Source organism: Bradyrhizobium sp. KBS0727, assembly GCF_005937885.2.
Taxonomy (GTDB): Bacteria; Pseudomonadota; Alphaproteobacteria; order Rhizobiales; family Xanthobacteraceae; genus Bradyrhizobium.
Genome location: NZ_CP042176.1, coordinates 3,215,336 through 3,239,407, shown reverse-complemented (window position 1 = coordinate 3,239,407; position 24,072 = coordinate 3,215,336). Strand labels below are relative to the sequence as shown.

Sequence of the window (24,072 nt, the reverse complement as noted above, 5' to 3'; positions counted from 1 at the left end):
CGATTTCGCGGTCAGGCGGTGTGCGGCAGCCTGCCGTCCGGGCTGGCATGGTCGACGGCGGTCGGGAGCTGCTGCGCCAGCACCTTGGCGAGCTGGTCGACCGGAATGTTGAAGCGCGCCGCGAGCTGCTTGACGGTGTCGCTACCGAGCACCTGCTGCAGTTGCTCGGCCGTTATCGGCAGGTTCTGGCCGTTGCCGAGCCAGGATTTGACCTGATCGCCGAGGCCGGCCTGCTGGAGCTTGGCGACGATCGCCGACAATCCGCCCTGGCCGCCATTGCCGAGCACCTCGCCCAGCACCACCGGAACCACGGCAGCTTCGAGCTGACCGAGCATGCCCTTGAACGCATCCGAATTTTCCAGTGAATCGAGAATTCCCATGGTCGCGTCCTTTCGTCCGGCAAACGCCGGTGACGGATTCAGACTGCTTTACCGGCGCTCCGTCAAGCGGTGATGACGTCACAAAGCGGGTCTCAGACCGTCTCGAATCGCTCGATCCGGATTGTCTCGGCCAGCCCCTCGCGGGTCCATTGCTGAAAGGCCGCGTTCGCCGTCATCGCCTCGAAATAGTGCCGCGCATCGCCCTTCACCTCGATCGCATAGGTGCGAAACCGGTGCACGACAGGCGCGAACATAGCGTCTGCGCCGCCGAAGGCGCCGAACAGGAACGAGCCCTCGTTGCCGTAACGCCGATGGCAATCTGCCCAGATCTCCTGAACCCGCGTCACATTGGCCAGCGCGTCCTCCGATAGTTTGACGGCGCCGACCGGTCGATGCAGGTTCATGCCGCATTCGTTACGCAGCGGCATGAAGCCCGAATGCATCTCCGCCGAGATCGAGCGCGCATGCGCACGCCGGGCGCGGTCTGCCGGCCACAGTTTCGCTTGCGGGAATTTCTCGGCAAGGTACTCGATGATCGCCAGCGAATCCCACACCGTGACGTCGCCGTCGATCAGCGCCGGCACCTTGCCCGAATGCGAAACGCTCAGGATTCGGTCCTTGTCGGCCTTACCGGTGTAGAGCGGGATGAAAACTTCCTCGAACGGGATGTTGTTGGCGCGCAGCGCCAGCCACGGCCGCATCGACCATGACGAATAGTTCTTGTTACCGATGACGAGTTTCAACATTTCAAGGAAAATCCTGTTGGGAGGCCATCTTGCCATAGTGCGCCGCAGGCGTTCAACCTGTACATCGGCATAACATCGACAAGACTCGGCGATCGATAAGGAAGGCAACATGCGCGGATATTGGCTCGATATCGCCGCCGTCGGCTTCTTCGTCATGGAGTGGACGGTGTATGCCTTCACGCTGGAGCGGACCGCCTACGGGCGCGACAGCCTGTCCGCCCGCATGCACATCTATCGCGAGGTCTGGATCCGGAATCTGCTGCATCGCGAGACGCGCATGGTCGACATGCAGATCATGGCCTCGCTGCAAAACGGCACGGCCTTCTTCGCCTCCTCTAGCCTGATTGCGATCGGCGGCGGCCTGGCGCTGCTGCGCGCCACCAACGATGCCTTGGCTGTGCTTGGCACGCTGCCGATCGATCTCAGCCCCTCGCCCGCCCTGTGGGAAGTCAAATGCGTCGGGCTGATCCTGATCTTCATCTACGCCTTCTTCAAATTCTCCTGGGCCTATCGCCTGTTCAACTATGTCGCGATCCTGCTCGGAGCGATGCCGCCGGCCTCGCAAAGCGATACGCCGGAAGCGGAAGCACATGTGATGCGCACTACCCGGCTGTTCGAATCCGCCGGCCAGCACTTCAACCGCGGCCAGCGCTCGTTCTTCTTTGCGCTCGGCTATCTCGGCTGGTTCGTCAGTCCGTGGGTGCTGTTCGTGACCACGGCCATGGTTGTCATCGTGACCTGGCGCAGGCAATTTGCGTCGAACGCCTGGAAGGCGATGGAAAAATAGAGTGAGCAATCAAGAAGAAAAAAGGGAGAGAACATGATTATCGACCACGCCAGGCTGCGCACGTTTGCAAACCGCATCGTCGCCGCCGGCGGCAGTACGCCTGCGGAAGCGGCCATCGTTGCCGAACATCTGGTTGAGGCAAACCTGCGCGGCCATGACAGCCATGGCGTCGGGATGCTGGTTGCCTATGTGCGCGATTTCGAGGCCGGTACGCTCAAGGTCAACCAGGCGCCGGAAATCGTCTCGGACACCGGGACGATCTCGGTATGGGATGCGCATGCCGGCTACGGCCAGGTAGTCGCCCGCCAGGCGGTCGAGTGGGCGATCGGGGCCGCCAAACAGCATGGCGTCGCGGTCAATGGATTGCGCAACGCGCACCACATCGGTCGCGTCGGCACCTATGGCGAGATTGCCGCCCGCGCGGGCATGGTGGCGCTGCACTTCGTCAACGTCGCATCGGGCCCGCCACCGGTTGCCCCCTTCCGCGGACGCGAGGGGCGTTTCCTGACCAATCCGGTCTGCATCGCTATTCCCGGCACAGCCAGCAACGAGCCGATTTTGCTCGATTTCGCCACCAGCCGCGTCGCGCTCGGAAAGGTGCGCGTGGCGCACAATGCCGGCAAGCCGATGCTTGACGGCGCACTGCTCGATCATGCCGGCCAGCCGACGAGCGATCCCGCCGTCATGTACACCGAGCCACGCGGCGTCGTGCTGCCGTTTGGCGAACACAAGGGCTCCGGTCTGGCGCTGGTGTGCGAACTGTTGGCCGGTGCCATTGTCGGCTCGGCAAGCGTGACAACCAACACACCGCCCGAGCGCGGCATCATCAACGGCATGCTGAGCATCGTCATCGACCCTGCCCGGCTTTCCACGCGCGACAGCATGCTGGCCGAGATCGACGCCATGATCGGCTGGGTGAAATCGGCCAGGCCTTCCGATCCGGACCTCCCGGTCCTGGTGGCCGGCGAGCCCGAACGTATCGCGCGCGCCGAGCGCATCAAAAACGGCATCGAGGTTGAGGAAGAAACCTGGAACCAGTTGATGGCGATCGCCGAACGCTATCAGATTTCGCTCGACCGCTAGAGAACGGTCATCGCGCTCTACGACGCGCCGCCGAAATCCTGCGGCGTGAAGCTGAGATCGAGTATCTTCCATTCGCCGTAACGGTCTGCCGGCAGCATCGAATAGGGCTGGCAGGCCTCCAGTGCTTTGACAGCGCCCTGCATCAGCAGCGGCCCTTTCATTGAAGCGCTGGCCTCGATCAGGATCGGATCGGCGGCCAGCCTTCCCTGCTGCGTCATCATCACGCGCAGCTTGACCCTGACGTCGTCGGACGCCGCCAGCGAAGGCGGCAATTTCAGGCAGGTCCTGAGATGACGCCGGAATGCGGCGACGGCGCTGGAAGCGACGTCGGCATCCTGCGTCGCCGCGGCGTCGAAATTGTCATCGCCCTTGGCGCTGGCCTGCGGCGCTGATGGCGCGGCAGGCAGGGTCGGCGAGAGATCCGGCGGCAAGCCCAGCATCACCTGATATTTGAGCGTCAGGTCAGGCTCGAGCTGTTTGTAGGCCGGCGCGGCCTGTTGCGGCGGCTGGGCTGCCGACTGCGGTTGAGCGGCGGGCAGCGGTTGGGCCGCGGGCGGCGCAGCCAGCGCGGCCTGCTTCTGCTGCCGCTCGGCCGCCCCTGGCTTTGCCGCCGGCTGAGCCGGGCTCGGCGTTTCAGGCTTGCTATCGAGCAGGGAAAAATCAGGCAGCGGCGTTGGCGTCGGAACCGGCTCCGGCTGTTTCTCTGTCGCCGGCGTTTGCGGAATGTCCTGAGGCGCGACGATATTGACCTCGATCGGCTCGGCGGTCACCGAGCCGAATTGATGCACCTCGGAAAACAGCAACAGCAATGCCAACAGCGACAGATGAACGATCGCCGATACCGTGATGTCGGTGGGTATGATCCGCCGCAGGTTCATCGTACCCGAACAAGTTTCGATGTTTCCCCAGACCGCCAGCATAGCGCCCGGCGCGGCCGTCACTCAATCCCCTTTGGCTTTTTGCCTTTTTGGCTTTTTGCCTCAATCCCATTTCGGCGCGAAACCGAAATTGGTGAGCCGGCCGTCGGCGCGTCCCATGGCGGAAATCGCTTTCATGTCGTCCTCGAACAGTTCGAAATCGAAGATCTCGATGTTCTCCGACAGCCGTTCCAGTTTCGACGTTCGCGGGATCGCCACGACATTCTGCTGCACCAGCCAGCGCAGGCAAACCTGCGCCGCGGTCTTGCGGTAGCGATCGCCGATCCGCAACAGCGCGCGGTCGTTCTTGATGCGGCCCTTGGCGACCGGGCTATAGGCCACGACAGCCATGCCGTGCTGCGCGCAGGCCTCCCTGACCTTGGTCTGGTCGAGATAGGGATGATACTCGACCTGGTCGCACACCAGCGGCTCCGGACATACCGCGACCGCCTCCTCGATCAGCGCCACCGTGAAATTGGACACGCCGATATGGCGCGCCAAGCCTTGGCTCTTGACCCGCGCCAGCGCGCCCAGCGTGTCGGCGAGCGGCACCTGCGGGTTCGGCCAATGCAGCAGCAGCAGGTCGACCTCGGTCAGGCGCAGCCTTGCCAGGCTCTCCTTGGCGGATCGCTCAAGATCGTTCGGCTTGAAGTGGGTGGTCCAGATCTTGGTGGTGAGGAATATCTCGTCCCGCTTCACGCCGGAGGCGCGCAGGCCGTCTCCTACCTCGCGCTCGTTGTCGTAGGCCTGCGCGGTATCGACATGGCGATAGCCGAGCCGCAGCGCCTGCTCGACGAGGCGCGCGCAGGTCCGCCCGCGCAATTCCCAGGTGCCCAGCCCGATCGCCGGAATTTTCGCGCCATTGGCCTCGACAAAATTCATACGGGTACTCTCACATCGAGCGCCCATTATGAGCCGCCGCGGCAGCGGTGCCAACTCGCGGCGTCTTCGGGCGCAGCGGAAGAATTAGGCGGGCGACGGCTCGCTGGCCAAAGCCGCGAACACGGTGTCCGGCGAATGGGCGATCACGGCGAGCAATGCCCGTGCCGGTCCACGCGGGGCGCGCTTGCCCTGCTCCCAGTTCCGGATGGTTTCGACGGGTACGCCGAGCCGGCTGGCGAATTCGGTTTGGGTGAGACGCGCGCGGCGGCGCAAATCGCGCACCGCAGGTAACGCGGCGGCTTCGCAGGGCCCGGCGGTCAAAGCCTCGGCGGGCATCGCTGACGCGAGCCCGGGCATCGCTGACGCGAGCCCGGACGTCGCCGGCGCAAGCGGAAACTCCTGCCCGTCGCGCAATTCGACGATCCGTCCGTCCGCTTTCAATCGCAGGCGCTGCATGTTCGACCTCGTAGGCCCGACATGATCGGCGATGCGCCTTAAGGCCCACTTAACGATGATGGGTCTTTCGGTTTGGCGCGTATCCCTATTGCAACCCGAACCACAGCGTGGCGATGCCGAGAAACGAGAAGAAGCCGACCACGTCGGTGATGGTGGTGACGAAGGTGCCCGATGCCACCGCCGGATCGGCGCGAACCCGCTCCAGCACCATCGGGATCAGGATGCCACCAAGCGCGCCGGCGACCAGGTTGCAGATGATGGCAAGGCCGATCACGATGCCGAGGCCGGGGATCTTGAACCAGGCCACGGCGGCAACGCCCGTGATCACGGCAAACGCGAGCCCGTTGACGAGGCCGACCATCGCCTCGCGCATCACCACCCGCATGGCATTCTTGGATCCGAGTTCGCGGGTCGCCAGCGCCCGCACCGCCACCGTCATGGTCTGGGTTGCGGCGTTGCCGCCCTGGCTCGCCACGATCGGCGCCAGCACCGCGAGCGCCACCATCTTCTCGAGCTGGCCCTCGAACAGGCCGAGCACGGAGGATGCCAGAAAGGCCGTCGCAAGATTGACCAGCAGCCAGTTGAACCGTGCCCGCGCGATGGTCCAGACGCTGTCGGACAGTTCTTCGTCGCTGGTGACGCCGCCGAGCGCCTTGAGGTCTTCGTCGGCCTCTTCCTCGATGACGTCGACGACGTCGTCGATGGTGATGACGCCGACCAGACGGTCGGTGGTATCGACCACGGGGGCTGCGACCAGATTGTATTTGCCGAACATCCGGGCGACCTCTTCCTGGTCGTCCAGCACCGAAACGCGACGGCGGTCCTCGTCAATGAGATCGCTGATCATGACCGGGCGGCGCGCGCGCAACAGCGCGTCAAGCGACACCGCGCCCTGCCAGTGCTTATCGGAATCGACCACGTAGATTTCATAAAAGCGGTCGGGCAGATCGGGCGTGTCGCGCATGTAGTCGATCGCCTGCCCCACGGTCCAGTCCGGCGGCACCGCGATGAATTCGGACTGCATACGGCGGCCGGCGGAGTTTTCCGGATACAGCAGGCTGCGCTCCAGCGCGTCGCGCTCGGACGGCGGCAGCTTTTCCAGGATCTCTTCCTGGTCCTCCTCGTCGAGGCCCTCGAGCAGTTCGACGGCGTCGTCGGATTCCAGTTCGCGAACGCCTTCGGCGACCGTTTGCGGTTCGAGTTCCTCGAGGATTTCCTCGCGGACGGCGTCATCGACCTCGTTCAGCGCCGAGAAGTCGAAATCCGTGCCGGTCAATTCGACCAGATTGACGCGGTCCTCGGGTTCAAGCGCACCGATCAGGTCGCCGAGATCGGCCTCGTGCAGTTCCGCGACGACTTCACGCAGCTGTGGCGCTTCGCCGGCCCGGATGGCACGCGTAATCTCTTCGACAAATTCCTGACGGATTTGGCCGTCTTGATCCCGCATCTGGAGATGGTCGAGCACGGCGGCGTCGCCGGCGCGCGCCTTGGCGGGTTGGGCCACGTCGATATTCTCGGCCATGCCGCGCCTCGCCGGTTTGACAGAATGAGAGAACTCGTCTGAGCTATCGCAGCACGCATTACCCAATCGGCAATGCCCAGCGCAATGACAAATATGTAGAACTTGGAATGACCGGGAAGTCGATCAAGACGCTGTGCGTGGCCGTCGCCGCCTTATTCGCCACGATCGTGGCAGCGCAGGCAACCGACTGCGCGCGCAAGGACGCGCTCGGCACCTCACGCATTCTTGCGGTCGACCCCGCGACCTCGCCCCGCGTGGGCCTGAAGAGCTTTCCGCAGACATTGCCGCTCGGAGATCACGAGGTGGTGCTGACCTTCGACGACGGGCCGTGGCCGGCGACGACCTCGAAGATTTTGAAGGCGCTGGCGGACGAATGCGTGCACGCGACGTTCTTCCTGATCGGAAGATCAGCCTCGGAACATCCCGAACTGGTGCGAACGATGGCGGCCCAGGGCCATACCATCGGGCATCACACCTGGACCCATCGCAATCTCAAACACACCAAGCCCGAAATTGCCGACGCCGAGATCGACAAGGGCATCGCGGCGGTGGAGACGGCCCTTCACGGCGCCGCGACTACGACCCCGACGACGCCGTTCTTTCGCTTCCCCTACTTCGAAATGACGCCCCGGACGCTCGACAATCTGGAAAAACGCGCCATTGCGGTGTTCGGCGCCGACCTCTGGGCCAGCGACTGGAACAAGATGACGCCGCAGCAGGAGCTGAAGCTGCTCACCGAACGGCTCAATATCGCCCGCAAGGGCATCATCCTGCTGCACGACCCCAAGGCACAGACCGCGGCAATGCTGCCGGCCTTCTTGCGCTACCTCCGCGACAATCACTACCGCGTGGTCCATCTGGTCGCAGCCCCGCCGAAAACCGTCGCTGACAAGGCGCGCTAGATCATGATGCAATGGATCGGATCATGATCTGATCTCATTGTTTGGGCATCATCTTTCCGGCAACCCGGACTCCACCTGTTGCTGTCGCGCCCCGTTGGGTCCGGATCGTCACCAGCGGTCAAATTAGGGGTGGAATTCGGACGGTTAAGGCGTCATTCATGGCGCTACAGGTAGAAATTTGCGTCCACTTTGGAATGAAGCCGGGGTTCTATGATTGCGAGCGTAGGTGTGGGGCGCAGGGGCCGGATATCGGCCGCGCTGTGCCTGGGCGTGCTGGCTTCGATCCCGGCACGGCCTGCTTTGGCTGCCGATTGCCCCGGCCATCCCGATGCGCTCGGCACGTCGCGCACACTGGTGGTCGATCCGCGCGAATATCCCATCATCGGCACCATGCAATACGCCAAGACGCTGCCGCTCAGAGATCATGAGGTGGTGCTGACCTTCGACGATGGCCCGCTGCCGAAGAACAGCAACCAGATTCTGCAAATTCTCGCCGACCAATGCGCGAAGGCGACGTTCTTCCTGGTCGGACAACAGGCCAGGGCCAATCCGGAAGGCGTGCGCAAAGTCCGGGACGCCGGCCACACCGTCGCCACCCACACCCAAAGCCATCCGTCGAACATGCAGCGGATGCCGATCGACCGCGCGCAAAAGGAAATCGAGGATGGCATTGCCTCCGTAACGGCGGCACTCGCCGACGGAACCGCGCCCGCGCCGTTCTTCCGCATTCCCGGCCTCGGCCGCAATGACGCCATCGAGGCCTACGCGGAATCCAAGGGGATTCAGGTCTGGAGCGCGGATTTTCCGGCCGACGATTGGCGGCGCGTCTCCCCGCAGCGCGTCTACGATCTCGCGATCCAGCGGCTGGAGGCCAAGGGAAAAGGCATTCTGCTGCTGCACGACATCCAGGCGCGCACGGTGGCCGCCCTGCCCAAGATCCTGCAAACCCTGAAAGCGCGCGGCTATCGCATCGTTCACGTGGTGCCGGCGACGCCGGAACGGCCGGCAACCCCGACCGAGCCGCAGCAATGGCAGTTGCATCCGACCTCGGAGACGGTGGCGATTTCGCGCTGGCCGAAAATTCCGAATTTCGTTTATGCCGCCACGGCAGCGCTCCCCACCCCTGCCTGGTTCGATTTCGACTGGCGCGACGCCGAGCTCGGCATCTTGACCCGCCGTATGCGTGGCGTCCCGCTGGCGCAGAGGACGCAGTGGCCGCGGGACATGATTCTCGCACAAAATGGGGCCGCTGCGGCGTTGCCGGTTCCGGCCGCGAGCCTGTTCAATATTCCGGAATCGACTGGGGTGACGATGCTGGGAACCCTGCGCCGCACCGAACAAGCCGCGCAGGCGGCGCTTGAAGCCGAAGCCTCAGCCAAGCTGGCTCCGGTGCAGCCCGGCAAGTTCCATCGACAGGCGCGCGGCGCTCTGGCGCGGCAGGCGCATGGCGGGCAGATGGCCGTCAAGCCCGCCGCACAGCAGGCCCCACACGCCGCACAGGCCGGCCCCAAGCAGGCGGTGCAAGGCAAAAAGAAGCCACGCTCGGTCAGGGTTGCCGGCCTGAAGAAGCGCTAGCGCAACAGCAAGGCGTCCCGGCTCAATTCGTCACGATCTTGGTGATGCAGAGCAGGATGACGAGAGCGAGAAACAGCAAGTCGATATACGACTTCATCTCGCCGGCATGGCGCAGCGCGCTGACATCCGTGACGATCTGCTTGCGCGCGGAGGTCGACGTGGGCCCCTCGCCCAAGGCAGCCACCAGGCGGCGCGCCTCAATCTCCAGCCGCTCGATGCGCTGAAAGAAATGGAACGAACGCAGCGCCGATGCGGCGTGCATGCCGGCATAGACCAGCACGAGAACCGCGACGACGACACGATGCTGGTACTTTTCCAGGAAATTCAGAGCGAGATAGACCAGCGCCAGGAACACGAAATTGGACAGGAATCGGTAGGCGTAGCTCAGAAACAGCATGCAAGTGCTCCGGGATGGTCTTGGAAGTGCCGAACTGCGGTGAGCGGGCTGGAATCACCAGCAGGCGGGTCCGGTCAGGTTACGCGAACGGTGTTACAGTAAGGTTTCGACATCCCCTTGCCCCCAAGGAATCGCGACGCCGCGGACAAGCCCGTGAGCTCGCCGAATCGATTGGGTTAGACCCAAACTGCATGATTTTGTGGTGCGCTCGGAGGGACTCGAACCCCCACGATTTTACTCACTGCCACCTCAAGGCAGCGCGTCTACCAATTCCGCCACGAGCGCTTGGGATACCGGCTGGAAGGATGAAGGCCTGCCGGATCAACGGCGCCGATGTAACAAATCAGAGATGGGGGGACAAGGCGGTTTTGCGACTGAAATAACTACCTAACACCCGGCAATTTCGGCAGCATTTGCTTGACTTCGACCGCGATACGGTTGCGATCGACCAGCACGACGCCGGAAGCCACCGGCAGGTTGTTGGCGAGGATCTTGACCTCGTCCGCCTCGGTGGCGTCCAGTTCGATGATGGCGCCGCGGGACAGCCGCATGACCTGGTGGACGGGCATTGTCGTGGTGCCGAGCACCACCATGAGATCGACGCTGACTTTATCGAGGGTCGCCACTTCTGAACCACCAAACCGAGAACTAGATCTGTTGGGTTCCAACTGACCACGTTATGGTTAGCCAATGGTTAATGACCGCCAAAGCCTTGATTTGACGACCTTCGCGCGGCCCCCGGGCGGCGCGGACGTCGAATGGCGGATTGAGGCTGATCCCGTGCCCTACCCCGAGGCCGTCGCCGCGATGGAAACCCGCGCCGCCGATATCGCCGATCAAAAGGCGTCCGAGCTGGTGTGGCTGCTCGAGCATCCGCCGCTCTACACCTCCGGGACCAGCGGCAGGCAGGACGACCTGCTCGATCCGCGATTCCCCCTGTTCACCAGCGGACGCGGCGGCCAGCTCACCTATCACGGTCCCGGCCAGCGGGTGGCCTATGTGATGCTCGACCTGAAGCAGCGGCGGCCGGACGTGCGCGCCTATGTCGCTGGCCTCGAAGAATGGATCATCCGTACGCTGGATGCCTTCAACGTTCGTGGCGAGCGCCGCGAGGATCGTGTCGGCGTCTGGGTCCGCCGGCCCGACAAGGGCGCCGGACATGAAGACAAGATCGCCGCGATCGGCGTACGCCTGCGGCGCTGGGTGTCGTTCCACGGCATCGCCATCAATGTCGAGCCGGACCTGTCGCATTTCCAGGCGATCGTGCCCTGCGGCGTCACCGACGTCAGATACGGCGTCACCTCGCTGGTCGATCTCGGCCTTCCCGTGACCATGCATGACGTCGACGTCGCGCTCCGGCAGGCCTTTGCGGACGTGTTCGGCGCGACGAGCGCGCGCCTGCCGGAAGCGACGGTCTAGCGTGGGGTCTTACGCCACGGCCTTCTGCGGCGCGACTTCCAGCTTGCCGGCGATGTAGCGACGCTCCTGGGTGAGGCCGCCGAAGCCGTAGGCATCGCCTTTGACCTCGTCGACATGCGCGTAGCTCTCTTCATGCAGCGGCCCGAGCAGTTCGCCCATGCGCTTGAAGACGGCGGCAAGATAGGCCGCCTTCTCGTCCTTGGTGTTGGTGCCTTCGCTGACATGGACGTCGAGCCAGAAGCTGGCGAGGCTCTGTTCCCCGAGCGACCTGCCGCCGGCGAACCAGTCAGCGGCGTCGACCGACTTGACGATAACCGCCGTGACCCTGGGATCCTTGTGCAGGATGTCAGCGGTCAGATCGCTGACGGCGGACGCAATCTCGGCCTTCAGCGACGGCGCTTTCCGAAAGCTCGAATAGGTGACGGTAATGAGCGGCATGATCGTTCTCCGTGGGCTTGCTTCGCGCGTTATCGACCGCGCCACCTCCAACTAGACCTGCCAGCGTCATTTTGGTATCTTATCTCTCTTCATAACAGTGATAACTATTATTCATGATGACATGAGCACCCTCGACATCGATACCGTGCAGGCCTTCTTGCTGGTCGCCGAACTGCAGAGCTTCACCCGCACGGCCGAAGCGCTCGGCACCACCCAGGCCTCGGTCAGCCTGAAACTGCAGCGGCTCGAGGCCGTGGTCGGCAAGCGGCTGGTCGAACGCTCGCCGCGGTCGGTGGGACTGACCGCCGACGGCGAGGCATTCCTGCATCACGCCCGCACGCTGATGGAGGCGCACGACCGCGCATTGTCCGGCGAGAAGCCAGCGCGGCAGATTTTGTCGCTCGGGATCAGCGACCACGCCGGCGGACCGGAGCTGGTGCCGCTGCTCGAGCGGCTGCACGCGATGTCATCGCAACTGGCGCTTAACGTCACGATCGGCTTTTCGCGCGCGATCGTCGATGCCTACGATGCCGGCGAACTCGACGCGATCGTGGTACGGCAGGAAGGCAGCCGGCGCGGCGGCGAGAAGCTGACGGTCGATGAATTCGGCTGGTTCGCCGCCAAGCGTTTCGCCCGGCGCCGGGGCGAGCCGTTGCGGCTGGCAACGCTGGCGCCGCCCTGCGGCGTGCGCGCGATCGCCGTCCGCGCGCTCGACAAGGCCGGCATCGCCTGGAACGAGACGTTTGTCGGCGGCGGTGTCACGGCCGTAGCCGCCGCGGCCCTGGCGGGACTGGCGGTTGCCCCGCTCGCCCGCCGGATTGCGCCTGCCGGCCTCATCGATATCGGATCGGCCGAGCGGCTGCCGCGACTTGGAACCTCGAAAGTGATGCTGCATTCCAGGGTCAGCGACCCCGCCAAGCTGGCGGCATTGCGGATACTGGCGGCGACGTTTCGAAGCGCGGCAACGGGGTAGCCGCGTCTTCGGCAGAACAAATTGCCAGGCGGTCGGAACGAATCCACGCGCTGTGCGTTTCGGCACCTTAGACAGGGGCGCAGATGTCCGGAAAAGACAAACAGCAGCAACGGGATCTGTTCGAGAGCGAACGTAGTTTCCGACTCTTGGTCGAAGGTGTTGCCGACTATGCGCTTTACATGCTGGATCCGACTGGCATCGTCACCAGTTGGAACAGCGGCGGCCAGCGGATCAAGGGTTATTCGCCCGCGGAGATTCTGGGCCGTCATTTCTCGTGCTTTTATACCGAAGCCGACCGCGCCAATGGCAAGCCGAAGCGCGCTTTGCGGATTGCCGCGGAACAGGGCCGCTATGAAGAGGACGGCTGGCGCGTCCGCAAGGACGGCTCCTTCTTCTGGGCCAGCGTCGTCATCGACCCCATCCGCGAGCAAGGCCGGCTCGTCGGCTTCGCCAAGATCACCCGCGACATCACCGAGCGCCGCGAGGCCCAGATCAAGCTCGAACGGATGCAACAGCAACTGGCGGAGTCGCAGAAGCTCGAGGCGCTAGGCCAGCTCACCGGCGGCGTGGCGCACGATTTCAACAATCTTCTCATGGTCATCAGCGGCAGTCTTCATACGCTGAAGAAGGGCAACGACAACGAAGCCGGACGTCTGCGCGCGCTGACGGCGATCGAGACGGCCGCCAAGCGCGGCGCCGTTCTCACCAGCCAGCTACTGACCTTCGCGCGGCGGCAAAGCGTCAATCCCGAGGCCATCGACGTCGCCGCCCGGATCAATGCCGTGCACGAGATTCTCAATACCGGCGTCGGCGGCACCGTGACGCTGCAATTCGACCTCGCGCGGGACATCTGGCCGGTTGTCGTCGACGTCACGGAGTTCGAGACGGCACTGGTCAACCTCACCGTCAACGCACGCGACGCGATGCCCGGCGGCGGCGTCATTGCGATCTCGGCGCACAACCTTACGCTCGACGAGCAAGCCTGCGCCGGCGACTACGTCGCCATCTCCGTCGCGGACACCGGAATAGGCATCGCACCGGATGTGTTGAGCCGGATATTTGATCCCTTCTTCACGACCAAGCCGATCGGCAAGGGGACGGGGCTTGGACTTTCGCAGGTCCACGGTTTCGCGCACCAGGCCGGCGGGACGGTCAGGGTCGCAAGTGAAATCGGCAAGGGCACGAAGATGACGATCCTGCTGCCGCGCAAGGATGTCAGTGCGGCGGTCGACCAAAGCCATGGCGTCGAGACCGGCGGCAGCGGCACCGTGCTTCTCGTCGAAGACAATCCGGAGGTTGCGACCGTCAGCGCCAATCTGCTCGAGCAGCTCGGTTATACCGTCCACCGCGTGGACGATGCCGAAGCAGCCCTCCGCGCGATCGAGCACAACGGAGTCGACCTCGTGTTCTCCGACGTCGTGATGCCGGGCAAAATAGACGGGCTTGACCTGGCGCGCCGCCTGAGGGCGATCCGGCCCGACCTTCCGATCCTGCTGGCAACCGGCTACAGCAACGCCGCCGCGAGCGTGCGCGGCGATTTTCCCATTCTCCGCAAGCCCTATGAAATTCACCAGTTGAGCCAGGCGATCGCGAAATTGCCGCGGGCGGGCGAAGACTGATCGATCCCGATCGCGGATCGGCCCCTCATCCGAAGTGTTCCAGTTCCGCGCGGAGGAACAACGCCGGCCCTTCCTCCGTTGTTTTCCTGATTGACCTGTTAACCTCATTGGCACCTCTCGGCCGTTAGATTCCGGCGCGCGTTTAGCCACCGGTTGGAATGGCCGGCCACGGCCGACAAGGCGAGAGATGAGCGATCGAGGTCAGTCCGGTTCCGGCGGGCCGCTGCGGCGGGTTACGCCGGGAGCGGTCGTGATCATTTTCGCGCTTGTGATGACCGCCTGCATCGTCGGCATCGTGGTCTGGAAGGCGCTCGAAGCCAAGACGGCCACCCTGGCACGCGGCAATACCGACATTCAAAACCTCGCCCACTCGCTGGCCGAGCACGCCGCCCATACCATTCAGGCGGCGGACATCGCGTTGACCGCCATGGTCAGCCTGCTGAGGTATCAGGACCCGTTGCCGGAACGGTTCAACAAATACCTGGCGGAAACGGTCGCCACGCTGCCGCAATTGCGCGAGATCGGCGTGCTCGACGCCAACGGCGAGTGGCGGTATTCGTCGCTGCCGCAGACGCCGCATCACAACAATGCCGACCGCAAATACTTCATCTTCCATCGCGACACGTCCGGCCAGGCGCTGCGCATCAGCGAGCCACTGCAGTCGCGCCTGACCGGGCGGCCGACGATCCTGCTTTCCAAACGCATCGAGCACCAGGACGGCAGTTTTGCCGGCGTGCTCACCGCCGCCATCGACAGCGACTATTTCAACGGCTTCTACCGGTTGTTCCAGCTCGGTCCCGATGGCGGCATCACCCTGATCCGGAGCGACGGGACCGTTCTGATTCGCTGGCCGCACTCGGATGCGACCGCGGATCTGTCGAAAACGGACCTGTTCACAAAGCATCTCCGGCTGAGTTCCGTCGGCGCCTACAAGATTATCTCGCCCTTCGACGGCATCGTGAAATATTTCAGCTACGAGGAAACGCCGCAATATCCCGTAGTCGTCACGGTAGCGATGTCCGAGGACTGGCTGCTTTCCGGATGGCTGACGACGTTACGCACCGACGCGCTGGTCGCGGGCGTGCTGTTGTGTATCATCGTCCTGCTCGCCGCCGTGCTCTCGTCCCAGTTCCGCTTTCGTATCCGGACCGAGCGGAGGCTTCGGGAGAGCGAGGCCCGCTATCGCTTGCTTGCCAACCACATCGCCGACGTCATCATCCTGATCGATGCCCGCGGCATTCTTCGCTTCGTCTCCCATTCGGTCGAACCCGTGCTCGGGCTGCGCGCACAGGACCTGGTCGGCAAATCATGCTTCGATCTGATCCATCCCGACGACAAGGAGAGCTCCAGGACTGCAAGCGCACGGCTGGCCGAACCGGGACGCGTCAGCACGGTGATGTTCCGGATGTTCCGCCTCAATGGCTCAATCGCGTGGGTCGAGATCAACTTCAAGATGGCATCGCAAAGTGACGATCCGACTGAAGCGGAGTTTGTCGGCGTGCTCCGCGACGTCACGGAACGCAAGCGGATGGAGGATGAGGTCAACCTGCTCAACCGCCGCCTGACCCAGCTGGCGGCGACCGACGGCCTGACCGGGCTGACCAACCGGCGAAGCTTCGATAGTTTCCTGCGCCGGGAATATGAAGCTTGCGACCAGATCGCCGTGCTGCTGTTCGATATCGACAATTTCAAGGGATACAATGACACCTATGGACACCAGGCCGGCGACCGCTGCCTGCAGGCCGTCGCCAAGGTGATCGGCGACGCGATGGCGGCCGTTTCGGGCCTGTCGGCCCGCTACGGCGGCGAGGAATTCGCGGTCGTGCTGCCGAACACGTCGGAGGACGCCGCGCTAAGGGTCGCCGAGTCCATCCGGCTGACCGTCCGGGCGCTGGGGATTACCAACGCCGCCGCCAACCGCGGCTATGTCACCATCAGCGCCGGCATTGCCGCCAGGACATCAGCCACGCTCGACCAATCCGTGCTGGTCGGGGAAGCCGACGCCGCGCTCTACGAAGCCAAGCGCCTCGGCCGTAACCGCAGCGTGGTCTATTCCGCGCTTGACCTGCGATACGTCGCTGCCGCATCGATCCAGCCCGATCCGCAAGGCCCCGCAGGCGAACAGAATGAGCCGCGCCAACGCATCGACCTCGCCCGCACGTAAACGGCTTCAGCCGTCTGATTTTTATGACAGGTGAGCCAGCTCACATTCGGCCGCCGCGATCTGCGCTAGCTTCGAATTCGCCACTGCCGGGCGCAGGAGCATGGAGGTCGCATATGACTGCTATCGCACGCCCGCTGTCACGCGCCTTTGCCAGCGTCAGCGAGGTCGAAACCCTCAAGCAGCTTCTGCTGTTTTGCCTCGCGGGACTGTTCGTCTCCGTGCTGCTGATGACCTACGGCGTCGACCTCAGTCCGGGATTGTTCTAGCGCTTTCCCTTGGCAGCTAGTGCGCTCCGGGCCGCCACGACAGGTCATCCGAAAGCACGTAGATCGTGATCGCCGCCAGGCACATTACCACCCCGACCCAGAATATCGGTGAGTGATGGATTCGCCTCCAGTCGCGTCGCGGAGCCCTCGTTTTCATTCGATCACCCTCTAGATTGTCGGCAGCACCGAAAAGCGCTCCCCTGCCCTTCGCAGATTCAGCGCGTCGGAATTGCCGGCCTCTTCCTGCATCGCATCGACTCGCGCAGGCGATGGCCCGCGCCGGCATGCCGCGATCATGGCCGCAACCACGTCCGCAGGCCCTGCGAACAGCGCCTCGACGCTGCCATCCCTAAGGTTGCGCACCCAGCCTTCGAGATTGCGCGCCCGCGCCTCATGATCGACGAAGGCGCGGTAACCGACGCCCTGCACGCGGCCGCGAACCATGACGTGGCGAACCACGGCACTCATGTTACTTCAGTCCGAGAAATGCGTTCGCGCGCGACTTGGTGTCGGCTTCGCGCATCGCCCGGTTGATCAGTTCCGCCGACGGCAACCCCTTCAAGTTCTTTGGCGATGCGCCCTCGCGCAGCGCCTTCAGCGTCTCGTAGACCGCCTGCGTGGCCGCTGCGAACGGCGCGTGGCCCTGCAACGCGATTCTTACCCGCAGGCCTGCGAGATAATCGAGCTCGCTCATCGATTCGGGCGCGCCACCGAGCACGATCGGCAATCGGGTCGCGGCCGAGACCGCCTCCAGTTCGCCGCGATCCTTGATGCCGGTGAAGAACAGCGCGTCGACGCCGGTGGCTTCATAGGCCTTCGCCCGCGCGATCGCGTCATCAAGGCCCGTGATCGACACCGCACCGGTGCGCCCGATGATGACCAGCGAGGGATCGCTGCGCCCGTCGAGCGCGGCCTTCATCTTGCCGACGCCCTCCTCGCGCGAGATCAACTGCGTCTCGGCCTGCCCGAACGCCTGCGGCAGCAGCGTGTCCTCGATGGTCAGGCCGGCAGCACCGGCGGCTTCGAGTTCCTGTACGGTACGGCGGACATTGAGCGCATTGCCATAACCGTGGTCGGCATCGACCAGCACCGGCAAGGCTGCCCCGCGCGACATCCGGCGCATCTGCTCGCAAAGTTCGGTGAGCGTAATCAGCGCAATGTCGGGATCGCCGAGCACCGCCAGTGAAGCGACCGAGCCGCCGAACATGCCGACCTCGAAGCCGAGGTCTTCGGCAATGCGGATCGAGGTCGCGTCGTAGACGGAGCCCGGCCGGATGCAGCCGGAACCGTTGAGGATCGAACGCAGCGCCTCGCGGCGTTTCCGGAAGGCCATGGCTTACCTCTTGTTGTTCTTCGTCATTCCGGGATGGTCCGAAGGACCAGACCCGGAATCTCGAGATTCTCGGATGTGCAATTGCACATCCTAGTTCGATGCTTCGCATCGCCCCGGAATGACGGTCTCACCACCGTTCGCTCTAAGCAAACTCCAGGATCAGCGCGTCGACCGCCAGCGTCGCGCCGGCGGCAGCGTGGATCTTCTTCACCGTGCCGTCGCGCTCGGCGCGCAGCACGTTCTGCATCTTCATCGCCTCGACCACCGCGAGCGTCTCGCCGGCCTTGACCTCCTGGCCTTCGTTGACGGCGATCGAGACCACGAGGCCGGGCATCGGGCACAGTAGCTTCTTGCCCGTGTCCGCAGCCGACGTTACCGGCATCAGCCGCGCGGACGCCGCCTCGCCCTCGGTGAAGACGTTGACCGGGACTTCAAAGCCCTGATGCGCGAGGCGGATGCCGTTGGGAATCGCGCGCACCTGCATCGCGACAAACTGGCCGTCGATCCTGCCCTGCCAGACCGGCTCGCCCGGCCTCCAAGTCGAGACCAGTTGATGCGGGTTGCCGGGCAGACCATCGGCGCCGATGAAGCGCACCGCGATGCCGTCGGCCTCACGCGCCACGTCAAGCGCGATCTCCTCGCGGCCCAGCCACACCGCGCGGCGGCGCTCGCGCTGCACCACCCGGCCGCTCATCTGGCCGGAAATCTGTCGCTTGCGCTCGCCGAGCACGTGATCGATCGCAGCGCCCACGGCGGCCAGCCGCCGCGCGATCTCGCCCTCCGGCGCACGCGCGGCAAACCCTTTCGGGAATTCCTCGGCGATGAATCCGGTCGAGAGCTTGCCCTCGCGCCAGCGCGGATGGCTCATCAGCGCCGACAGGAACGGAATGTTGTGGCGGATGCCGTCGATATAGAAGGCATCCAGCGCGGTCGATTGCGCCTCGATCGCGGCTGCGCGTGACGGCGCGTGGGTGACCAGCTTCGCAATCATCGGATCGTAATAGATCGAGATTTCGCCGCCTTCCTGCACGCCGGTGTCGTTGCGGACGGTGATGCCATCGAGGCGGGCTTCCGCCGGCGGACGGTATTTCACCAGCCGGCCGATCGAGGGCAGGAAATTGCGGAACGGGTCTTCGGCATAGACGCGCGATTCCACCGCCCAGCCGGTCAGCGTGACGTCCTTCTGCGCCAGCGAGAGCTTTTCGCCGGCGGCGGAGCGGATCATCTGCTCGACGAGGTCGATGCCGGTGATCAGTTCGGTGACGGGATGCTCGACCTGCAGACGGGTGTTCATCTCCAGGAAGTAGAAGCTTTTGTCCTGGCCGGCGACGAACTCGACGGTGCCCGCGGAATCGTAATTGACCGCTTTCGCCAGCGACACCGCCTGCTCGCCCATCTTGCGGCGGGTGGTCTCATCCAGCAGCGGCGACGGCGCTTCCTCGATGACCTTCTGGTTGCGGCGCTGGATCGAACATTCGCGCTCGCCGAGATAGATCACGTTGCCATGCTTGTCGCCGAGCACCTGGATTTCGATGTGGCGGGGATCGACGATGAATTTTTCAATGAAGACGCGGTCGTCGCCGAACGACGACTTGGCTTCGGCCTTGGCGAGGTTGAAGCCTTCGGCGACTTCGGACGTCGAATGCGCGATCCGCATCCCCTTGCCGCCGCCGCCGGCGGAGGCCTTGATCATCACGGGATAGCCGATCTCGTCGGCGATCTTCACCGCATGCTTTTCGTCCTCGATCACTCCGAGATGTCCGGGCACCGTCGAGACATTGGCCTTTGCGGCGGCCTTCTTGGATTCGATCTTGTCGCCCATCGCGGCGATGGCGCCGGGATTGGGACCGATGAAGACGACACCGGCCGCTTCCAGCGCCCGCGGAAAGGATTCGCGCTCGGACAGGAAGCCGTAGCCGGGATGCACGGCCTGGGCGCCGGTCTTGCGGCAAGCCTCGACGATCTTGTCGATCAACAGATAACTCTCGGCCGCGGCCGGCGGGCCGATCAGCACCGCCTCGTCGGCCATTTCGACATGGAGCGCATCGCGGTCGGCCTCGGAATACACGGCTACCGTCTCGATCCCCATACGGCGCGCAGTCTTGATGACCCGGCAGGCGATCTCGCCGCGATTTGCGATCAGAATTCGTTTGAACATGTGCTTCTTGCTTGAGCTTCGGGCAGGATCCTCACCCGCAATGTGACATGCGGGGATGCGGGTAACAAACCCGTCGTACAGCAAAAATCGACCGAGGCAACTCTCTCGTGCCGACCCGCCGGGCCGGGGCCCTGGCGCCCGTTTGCGTCAAGGCGCTATTTCAGCCGGAATAGCTGTTAAACCGGCCGCGCGCATAGGCGTGGCTCACCGCCTTCATCAGCTCACCCACCTCGGTCTCCAGATAATCGTTGGCCACGATCAACGCCCGAATGGTCGCCCGCATATCACCGCCGCAGGCGGTAATGGCCTGATCCACGGCGGCTTCCAGCCCGTCATCTGGCTGGGGCGACGGCTGGGGGGTGAACGACATGGCGGTATCTCGGCGGTATCTCAAGGAGAGCGGAGGAAAGATATGTTCTTCTTTTGTTCTTACGAAGTCAATGGGCTCGCTCCGTCTCGCCTTTCATAGAGGGGCAAATTTCGAGAGCAGTTGAATGGACTGGCATGCGATCATCCGACGAGCCGTCGAAATCGGTGGCCGACACGGCTTCATCACATTTGACCAGATTAACGAGCTCATACCGCATTTGCCCACAGGCTTGAACCCGAGCTTATCGAAGCTCTCCTTGAAGCTTTAAATCTCCACGGCATAAACGTGACAGATACATAAGACCCGAGACCCGTGCGCTTGGTTTCCCCGATGGCGGCATGTGCTAGAACGCGCGCGCAGGTACACAAAACATTTTGAAATGAAACAAATGCAGTCACGCGTTTCCTTGGTTGCGGCTCTGTCGCTGGCCGTTCTCTCCGCGAGCCCGACCTGGGCAGCCTCTCCCACCATCCGCGACGGCAGCACGCTGCAGCTCGGCAATGTGACCTACCGCCTCGACGGCATCGACGCCCCCGCCTTCGACCAGCTCTGCATCGACGATCATGCCGATAGCTGGACCTGCGGCGTCGAGGCGCGCGACCAACTGACCAAATTGATCGGCGGCCGTGCCGTGCGCTGTGACGATCTGGGCGTGGACCCCACGTACAGAAAGCGGCATCTTGGCGTCTGCAAGGTCGAGGGCGAGACGACCGGCCTCGGCGAGTTACTGGTCCGCCAGGGTTTTGCCCTGAATGTCGAATCCTCGGCAACGGGACGTTTCAAGGAGGACGAGGCCAGGGCCAGGGACGACAAGCTCGGCCTGTGGAAAGGCTGCTTCGTGGCGCCGCGCGAGTTCCGCGTCGGGCGCAAGGACGGCGCCCTGCTCGGCGGCTCATGCCGCGCCGACCGCGACCGCGAAATCCGCGAAGCCTTGTTCCCCGAGGACATCGCCCAGCCGCCCGGCTGCAGCATCAAGGGCAAGTATGCTGTCCGCGCCCGCGTCACCGGCAATCTCGGCATCTATCATCTACAGGCCTGCCGCTCCTATCCGGGCCTGACCAACCCGGATCGCTGGTTTTGTTCCGAGGAGGACGCGCAAGGCGCCGGATTCCGCAAGGCCTACAATTGCCGGTCGCCCGGCAAGAGCAAATGACGCTGGCAAAATTGCCGCCTGGTGTGTGAGAGTGTCGGCAGAGGTTGCCGTCGCGTATGACCCCTTCCGAACCTTCGAATGTCCTGCCCGAAGTTGAAGCTGCCGAACGGCTGCGGCAGCATCTGGAGGAGATTGCGCGCGAACGCGACAAGGCGCATCGCGCGCTGCAGGAACGCGAAGCCGAACTGGCCCGGATCCAGCGCATCGCGCGCGTCGGCGGACTCGAAATCGACTTCCGCGACGGCGTCAAGAACCGCCGCTCCCCCGAATATCTTCTCGTTCACGGGCTGCCGCCGGAGGCCGAGAACGAGACCTATGGGGATTGGGTCGGTCGCATCCACCCGGAAGATCGCGAGCGGACGGTCAAACACCTGTTCGGAACACTGCGGAGCGCGAGCGCGGACTATTCGGACGAATACCGCATCATCCGGCCCAATGACGGCGAGATCAGATGGATCCGCGTGGTTGCCCGGATCGAGCGCTCGCCCAACGGCCGCGCGCAGCGCCTGATCGGCGCCGACCTCGACGTGACAGATCAAATGCTGGCGCAAGCTACCCTGCGCGAGAGCGAGGAACGCTTCCGGCTGATCGCCGACAGCGCGCCGGTGCCGATCTGGGTTACCAAGCTCGACCGCACGCGATCGTTCGCCAACCAGGCCTATGTCGATTTTCTGGGATTGCCGTTCGAGCAAGCCGTCGCGTTCGACTGGCGCAAGGTGCTGCATCCGGACGATTTGCAGCGCATCCTGCAGGAATCGGTGGCGGGCGAGGCCTCGCTGAAGCCGTTCGTGCTGGAGGCCCGCTACCGGAATGCCCACGGCGAATGGCGCTGGCTGCGATCGGAATCCCAGCCGCGCTGGGATCCGACCGGCAATCATATCGGCTTCATCGGCGTCGCCCACGACATCACCGCATCGAAGCAGGCCGAAAGCGATTTGCGCCGGCTGAACGAAACCCTCGAGCAGCGGATTGCGGAGCGAACCGCGCAGCTCGAATCCAACGAAGCGCAGATGCGCGCGATCTTCGAGACCAGCCATCAGTATCAGGGACTGCTCAATTCCGAAGGCGACCTGCTCTACGCCAACCGGACGTCGCTCGACGGCATCCACGCCAAGGCCATCGACGTGATCGGCACGCCGTACTGGACGACGCCGTGGTTTTCCGAAACCGAGGGCATGCGCGACATTGTCCGTGACGCCTTCTTCGCCGTGATCAAGGGCGAAGAAGTCCGGACCGAGATGCGGCTTAACCTGCCGATCGGCGAGCGCTATTTCGACTTCGCGATGCGCCCGATGCGCGACCGGCACGGCACCATCATCGGCGCGGTGCCGGAAGCCGTGGATGTTACCGAGCGCCGCCAGGCCGAGGAAGTGCTGCGGCAGTCGCAGAAGATGGAAGCGGTCGGCCAGTTGACCGGCGGCGTGGCCCACGATTTCAACAATCTCCTGACCATCATTCGCTCGGCAACCGACTTCCTGCGCCGCCGCGAATTGCCGGAGGAGCGCCGGCGGCGCTACGTCGATGCGATTTCCGAGACGGTGGAACGGGCGTCCAAGCTGACCGCGCAGTTGCTGGCGTTTGCCCGCCGCCAGCCGCTGAAGCCGCAGATCTTCAACGTCGGCAGCCAGGTCGACGCCGTGGCGCGGCTTATTCGTCCCCTCGTCGGCGCCCGGATCAGGATCGAGGTCGACCTGACAAGCACCGATTGTTTTGCGATCGCCGACATCGCGCAGTTCGAGACCGCCCTGATCAACCTCGCCGTCAATGCCCGCGATGCCATGGACGGCGAAGGCCAGCTCACGATCAGCGTCCGCAAGCTGCGCGCCATCCCCCCGCTCCGGGCCCAGTCCGCCCGCAGCGGCGACTTCGTCGCCATCGCCATAGCCGACACCGGCACCGGCATCGCCGCCGACCAGCTCGATGCGATCTTCGAGCCGTTCTTCACCACCAAGGAAGTCGGCAAGGGAACCGGATTAGGCCTCAGCCAGGCCTTCGGCTTTGCCAAACAGTCCGGCGGCGACATCGAGGTAAAAAGCCTGCCCGGCCAGGGTGCGACCTTCACGATCTATCTGCCGCAGGCCGAGATGCCGACGGATGCGATCGAAGCGGCCGCAGCCGCCAGCGAGCCCGCCACGCGGGGCCGCGGCTATCGCGTGCTGGTGGTCGAAGACAACGACGACGTCGGCCGCTTTTCCACCGAACTGCTGGAGGATCTCGGCTACACCGTCCGCCGCGCCGCCAACGCCAGTAGCGCGCTCGCCATGCTGGCCGCAGACGAGTTTTCCGCCGATCTGGTGTTCTCCGACGTCATCATGCCCGGCATGAACGGCGTCGAACTCGCCAATATCATCCGCGAGCGCTACCCCGGCCTGCCGGTGGTGCTGACCAGCGGCTACAGCAACGTGCTGGCGGAAAATGCCCACCACGGCTTCGAGCTGATCCAGAAGCCCTATTCGGTCGAGTTGCTGTCGCGGATTCTGCGAAAAGCGATTTCGGCGCAAAAGCCTGATAGCGCGTAGCGACCGGCCGGCA

General features: G+C 64.0%; 24 protein-coding genes and 1 tRNA gene. 11 read left to right on the top strand and 14 right to left on the bottom strand.

Features of this window, described 5'->3' with window-relative positions:
• Positions 1-11: 11 nt before the first annotated feature.
• Positions 12-380, bottom strand: coding sequence for a YidB family protein (locus tag FFI89_RS14785; RefSeq protein WP_138837691.1), 369 nt, complete (start codon positions 378-380; stop codon positions 12-14).
• 92 nt (positions 381-472) lie between these two features.
• Positions 473-1,126 carry a glutathione S-transferase family protein gene (locus tag FFI89_RS14780; protein ID WP_138837689.1) on the bottom strand — a complete coding sequence of 218 codons (654 nt, stop codon included), beginning with the start codon at positions 1,124-1,126 and terminating at the stop codon, positions 473-475.
• A 109-nt stretch (positions 1,127-1,235) separates the two neighbouring features.
• Between FFI89_RS14780 and FFI89_RS14775 the strand changes: the two genes are divergently transcribed.
• Positions 1,236-1,913, top strand: coding sequence for a DUF599 domain-containing protein (locus FFI89_RS14775; protein WP_138837687.1), 678 nt, complete (start codon positions 1,236-1,238; stop codon positions 1,911-1,913).
• 33 nt (positions 1,914-1,946) lie between these two features.
• Entirely contained in the window at positions 1,947-2,996 is a 1,050-nt protein-coding gene (locus FFI89_RS14770) for a malate/lactate/ureidoglycolate dehydrogenase (protein WP_138837685.1), read from the top strand.
• Between the two features lie 17 nt (positions 2,997-3,013).
• On the opposite strand, the gene FFI89_RS14765 is transcribed toward FFI89_RS14770, so the two are convergent.
• The 4 genes from FFI89_RS14765 to mgtE form a co-directional block, all read right to left on the bottom strand.
• Complete coding sequence (locus FFI89_RS14765; RefSeq protein ID WP_246669464.1) at positions 3,014-3,937, bottom strand: hypothetical protein; 924 nt, start codon at positions 3,935-3,937, stop codon at positions 3,014-3,016.
• 39 nt (positions 3,938-3,976) lie between these two features.
• A complete protein-coding gene (locus FFI89_RS14760; RefSeq protein WP_138837683.1) occupies positions 3,977-4,795 on the bottom strand; it encodes an aldo/keto reductase in 819 nt (272 codons plus the stop codon).
• A gap of 84 nt (positions 4,796-4,879) precedes the next feature.
• On the bottom strand, positions 4,880-5,251 hold the full coding sequence (locus FFI89_RS14755; RefSeq protein WP_138837681.1) for a DNA-binding transcriptional regulator: 372 nt from the start codon (positions 5,249-5,251) through the stop codon (positions 4,880-4,882).
• A gap of 85 nt (positions 5,252-5,336) precedes the next feature.
• The gene (gene mgtE / locus FFI89_RS14750; RefSeq protein ID WP_138837678.1) at positions 5,337-6,773 is read right to left on the bottom strand and encodes a magnesium transporter; all 1,437 of its coding nucleotides are present in this window, start codon (positions 6,771-6,773) and stop codon (positions 5,337-5,339) included.
• 107 nt (positions 6,774-6,880) lie between these two features.
• On the opposite strand from mgtE, the gene FFI89_RS14745 reads away from it, so the two are divergent.
• Both FFI89_RS14745 and FFI89_RS14740 read left to right on the top strand, forming a co-directional pair.
• Positions 6,881-7,675, top strand: a complete 795-nt coding sequence (locus FFI89_RS14745) for a polysaccharide deacetylase family protein (protein WP_138837676.1) — start codon at positions 6,881-6,883, stop codon at positions 7,673-7,675.
• 210 nt (positions 7,676-7,885) lie between these two features.
• On the top strand, positions 7,886-9,250 hold the full coding sequence (locus tag FFI89_RS14740; RefSeq protein WP_138837674.1) for a polysaccharide deacetylase family protein: 1,365 nt from the start codon (positions 7,886-7,888) through the stop codon (positions 9,248-9,250).
• 22 nt (positions 9,251-9,272) lie between these two features.
• On the opposite strand, the gene FFI89_RS14735 is transcribed toward FFI89_RS14740, so the two are convergent.
• The 3 genes from FFI89_RS14735 to FFI89_RS14725 all read right to left on the bottom strand — a co-directional run bounded on the left by FFI89_RS14735 (position 9,273) and on the right by FFI89_RS14725 (position 10,273).
• On the bottom strand, positions 9,273-9,647 hold the full coding sequence (locus tag FFI89_RS14735) for a hypothetical protein (protein WP_138837672.1): 375 nt from the start codon (positions 9,645-9,647) through the stop codon (positions 9,273-9,275).
• A gap of 200 nt (positions 9,648-9,847) precedes the next feature.
• A tRNA-Leu gene (locus FFI89_RS14730) sits at positions 9,848-9,932 on the bottom strand.
• 98 nt (positions 9,933-10,030) lie between these two features.
• A complete protein-coding gene (locus FFI89_RS14725) occupies positions 10,031-10,273 on the bottom strand; it encodes a FliM/FliN family flagellar motor switch protein (RefSeq protein WP_074814426.1) in 243 nt (80 codons plus the stop codon).
• Positions 10,274-10,337: 64 nt separating this feature from the next.
• Between FFI89_RS14725 and lipB the strand changes: the two genes are divergently transcribed.
• Positions 10,338-11,066 (top strand): lipoyl(octanoyl) transferase LipB, encoded by a 729-nt coding sequence (gene lipB, locus FFI89_RS14720; RefSeq protein WP_138837670.1) that lies wholly within the window; start codon positions 10,338-10,340, stop codon positions 11,064-11,066.
• A 9-nt stretch (positions 11,067-11,075) separates the two neighbouring features.
• Here the strand turns inward: lipB and FFI89_RS14715 are convergent, their stop codons facing one another.
• A complete protein-coding gene (locus tag FFI89_RS14715) occupies positions 11,076-11,504 on the bottom strand; it encodes a 4-oxalocrotonate tautomerase family protein (RefSeq protein WP_138837668.1) in 429 nt (142 codons plus the stop codon).
• A 121-nt stretch (positions 11,505-11,625) separates the two neighbouring features.
• On the opposite strand from FFI89_RS14715, the gene FFI89_RS14710 reads away from it, so the two are divergent.
• The 4 genes from FFI89_RS14710 to FFI89_RS34330 all read left to right on the top strand — a co-directional run bounded on the left by FFI89_RS14710 (position 11,626) and on the right by FFI89_RS34330 (position 16,526).
• Positions 11,626-12,477 (top strand): LysR family transcriptional regulator, encoded by an 852-nt coding sequence (locus tag FFI89_RS14710; RefSeq protein ID WP_138837667.1) that lies wholly within the window; start codon positions 11,626-11,628, stop codon positions 12,475-12,477.
• A gap of 83 nt (positions 12,478-12,560) precedes the next feature.
• A complete protein-coding gene (locus FFI89_RS14705) occupies positions 12,561-14,096 on the top strand; it encodes a PAS domain-containing sensor histidine kinase (protein ID WP_138837664.1) in 1,536 nt (511 codons plus the stop codon).
• Between the two features lie 187 nt (positions 14,097-14,283).
• A complete protein-coding gene (locus FFI89_RS14700) occupies positions 14,284-16,260 on the top strand; it encodes a diguanylate cyclase domain-containing protein (protein WP_138837662.1) in 1,977 nt (658 codons plus the stop codon).
• Between the two features lie 113 nt (positions 16,261-16,373).
• A complete protein-coding gene (locus tag FFI89_RS34330; protein WP_168212892.1) occupies positions 16,374-16,526 on the top strand; it encodes a hypothetical protein in 153 nt (50 codons plus the stop codon).
• 168 nt (positions 16,527-16,694) lie between these two features.
• Here the strand turns inward: FFI89_RS34330 and FFI89_RS14695 are convergent, their stop codons facing one another.
• The 4 genes from FFI89_RS14695 to FFI89_RS14680 form a co-directional block, all read right to left on the bottom strand.
• Positions 16,695-16,994 (bottom strand): acylphosphatase, encoded by a 300-nt coding sequence (locus tag FFI89_RS14695; RefSeq protein ID WP_138837660.1) that lies wholly within the window; start codon positions 16,992-16,994, stop codon positions 16,695-16,697.
• Between the two features lies 1 nt (position 16,995).
• Positions 16,996-17,859, bottom strand: a complete 864-nt coding sequence (locus FFI89_RS14690; protein WP_138837658.1) for an oxaloacetate decarboxylase — start codon at positions 17,857-17,859, stop codon at positions 16,996-16,998.
• A 142-nt stretch (positions 17,860-18,001) separates the two neighbouring features.
• The gene (locus FFI89_RS14685) at positions 18,002-20,017 is read right to left on the bottom strand and encodes an acetyl/propionyl/methylcrotonyl-CoA carboxylase subunit alpha (protein WP_138837655.1); all 2,016 of its coding nucleotides are present in this window, start codon (positions 20,015-20,017) and stop codon (positions 18,002-18,004) included.
• A gap of 160 nt (positions 20,018-20,177) precedes the next feature.
• The gene (locus FFI89_RS14680; protein ID WP_138837653.1) at positions 20,178-20,387 is read right to left on the bottom strand and encodes a hypothetical protein; all 210 of its coding nucleotides are present in this window, start codon (positions 20,385-20,387) and stop codon (positions 20,178-20,180) included.
• A gap of 388 nt (positions 20,388-20,775) precedes the next feature.
• Here FFI89_RS14680 and FFI89_RS14675 point away from each other — a divergent pair, with 388 nt between their 5' ends.
• Both FFI89_RS14675 and FFI89_RS14670 read left to right on the top strand, forming a co-directional pair.
• Positions 20,776-21,540: a thermonuclease family protein gene (locus FFI89_RS14675; protein ID WP_138837651.1), complete on the top strand. Its 765-nt coding sequence runs from the start codon at positions 20,776-20,778 to the stop codon at positions 21,538-21,540.
• 56 nt (positions 21,541-21,596) lie between these two features.
• Positions 21,597-24,059 (top strand): PAS domain S-box protein, encoded by a 2,463-nt coding sequence (locus FFI89_RS14670; protein ID WP_168212891.1) that lies wholly within the window; start codon positions 21,597-21,599, stop codon positions 24,057-24,059.
• Positions 24,060-24,072: the final 13 nt, after the last annotated feature.

Excerpts from the sequence above, each read along its gene's own strand:
- FFI89_RS14785 (WP_138837691.1), bottom strand. The coding sequence starts at position 380 with ATGGGAATTCTCGATTCACTGGAAAATTCGGATGCGTTCAAGGGCATG.
- FFI89_RS14780 (WP_138837689.1), bottom strand. The coding sequence starts at position 1,126 with ATGTTGAAACTCGTCATCGGTAACAAGAACTATTCGTCATGGTCGATG.
- FFI89_RS14775 (WP_138837687.1), top strand. The coding sequence starts at position 1,236 with ATGCGCGGATATTGGCTCGATATCGCCGCCGTCGGCTTCTTCGTCATG.
- FFI89_RS14770 (WP_138837685.1), top strand. The coding sequence starts at position 1,947 with ATGATTATCGACCACGCCAGGCTGCGCACGTTTGCAAACCGCATCGTC.
- FFI89_RS14760 (WP_138837683.1), bottom strand. The coding sequence starts at position 4,795 with ATGAATTTTGTCGAGGCCAATGGCGCGAAAATTCCGGCGATCGGGCTG.
- FFI89_RS14755 (WP_138837681.1), bottom strand. The coding sequence starts at position 5,251 with ATGCAGCGCCTGCGATTGAAAGCGGACGGACGGATCGTCGAATTGCGC.
- mgtE (WP_138837678.1), bottom strand. The coding sequence starts at position 6,773 with ATGGCCGAGAATATCGACGTGGCCCAACCCGCCAAGGCGCGCGCCGGC.
- FFI89_RS14745 (WP_138837676.1), top strand. The coding sequence starts at position 6,881 with ATGACCGGGAAGTCGATCAAGACGCTGTGCGTGGCCGTCGCCGCCTTA.
- FFI89_RS14740 (WP_138837674.1), top strand. The coding sequence starts at position 7,886 with ATGATTGCGAGCGTAGGTGTGGGGCGCAGGGGCCGGATATCGGCCGCG.
- FFI89_RS14735 (WP_138837672.1), bottom strand. The coding sequence starts at position 9,647 with ATGCTGTTTCTGAGCTACGCCTACCGATTCCTGTCCAATTTCGTGTTC.
- lipB (WP_138837670.1), top strand. The coding sequence starts at position 10,338 with ATGGTTAATGACCGCCAAAGCCTTGATTTGACGACCTTCGCGCGGCCC.
- FFI89_RS14715 (WP_138837668.1), bottom strand. The coding sequence starts at position 11,504 with ATGCCGCTCATTACCGTCACCTATTCGAGCTTTCGGAAAGCGCCGTCG.
- FFI89_RS14710 (WP_138837667.1), top strand. The coding sequence starts at position 11,626 with ATGAGCACCCTCGACATCGATACCGTGCAGGCCTTCTTGCTGGTCGCC.
- FFI89_RS14705 (WP_138837664.1), top strand. The coding sequence starts at position 12,561 with ATGTCCGGAAAAGACAAACAGCAGCAACGGGATCTGTTCGAGAGCGAA.
- FFI89_RS14700 (WP_138837662.1), top strand. The coding sequence starts at position 14,284 with ATGAGCGATCGAGGTCAGTCCGGTTCCGGCGGGCCGCTGCGGCGGGTT.
- FFI89_RS34330 (WP_168212892.1), top strand. The coding sequence starts at position 16,374 with ATGACTGCTATCGCACGCCCGCTGTCACGCGCCTTTGCCAGCGTCAGC.
- FFI89_RS14695 (WP_138837660.1), bottom strand. The coding sequence starts at position 16,994 with ATGAGTGCCGTGGTTCGCCACGTCATGGTTCGCGGCCGCGTGCAGGGC.
- FFI89_RS14690 (WP_138837658.1), bottom strand. The coding sequence starts at position 17,859 with ATGGCCTTCCGGAAACGCCGCGAGGCGCTGCGTTCGATCCTCAACGGT.
- FFI89_RS14685 (WP_138837655.1), bottom strand. The coding sequence starts at position 20,017 with ATGTTCAAACGAATTCTGATCGCAAATCGCGGCGAGATCGCCTGCCGG.
- FFI89_RS14680 (WP_138837653.1), bottom strand. The coding sequence starts at position 20,387 with ATGTCGTTCACCCCCCAGCCGTCGCCCCAGCCAGATGACGGGCTGGAA.
- FFI89_RS14675 (WP_138837651.1), top strand. The coding sequence starts at position 20,776 with ATGCAGTCACGCGTTTCCTTGGTTGCGGCTCTGTCGCTGGCCGTTCTC.
- FFI89_RS14670 (WP_168212891.1), top strand. The coding sequence starts at position 21,597 with ATGACCCCTTCCGAACCTTCGAATGTCCTGCCCGAAGTTGAAGCTGCC.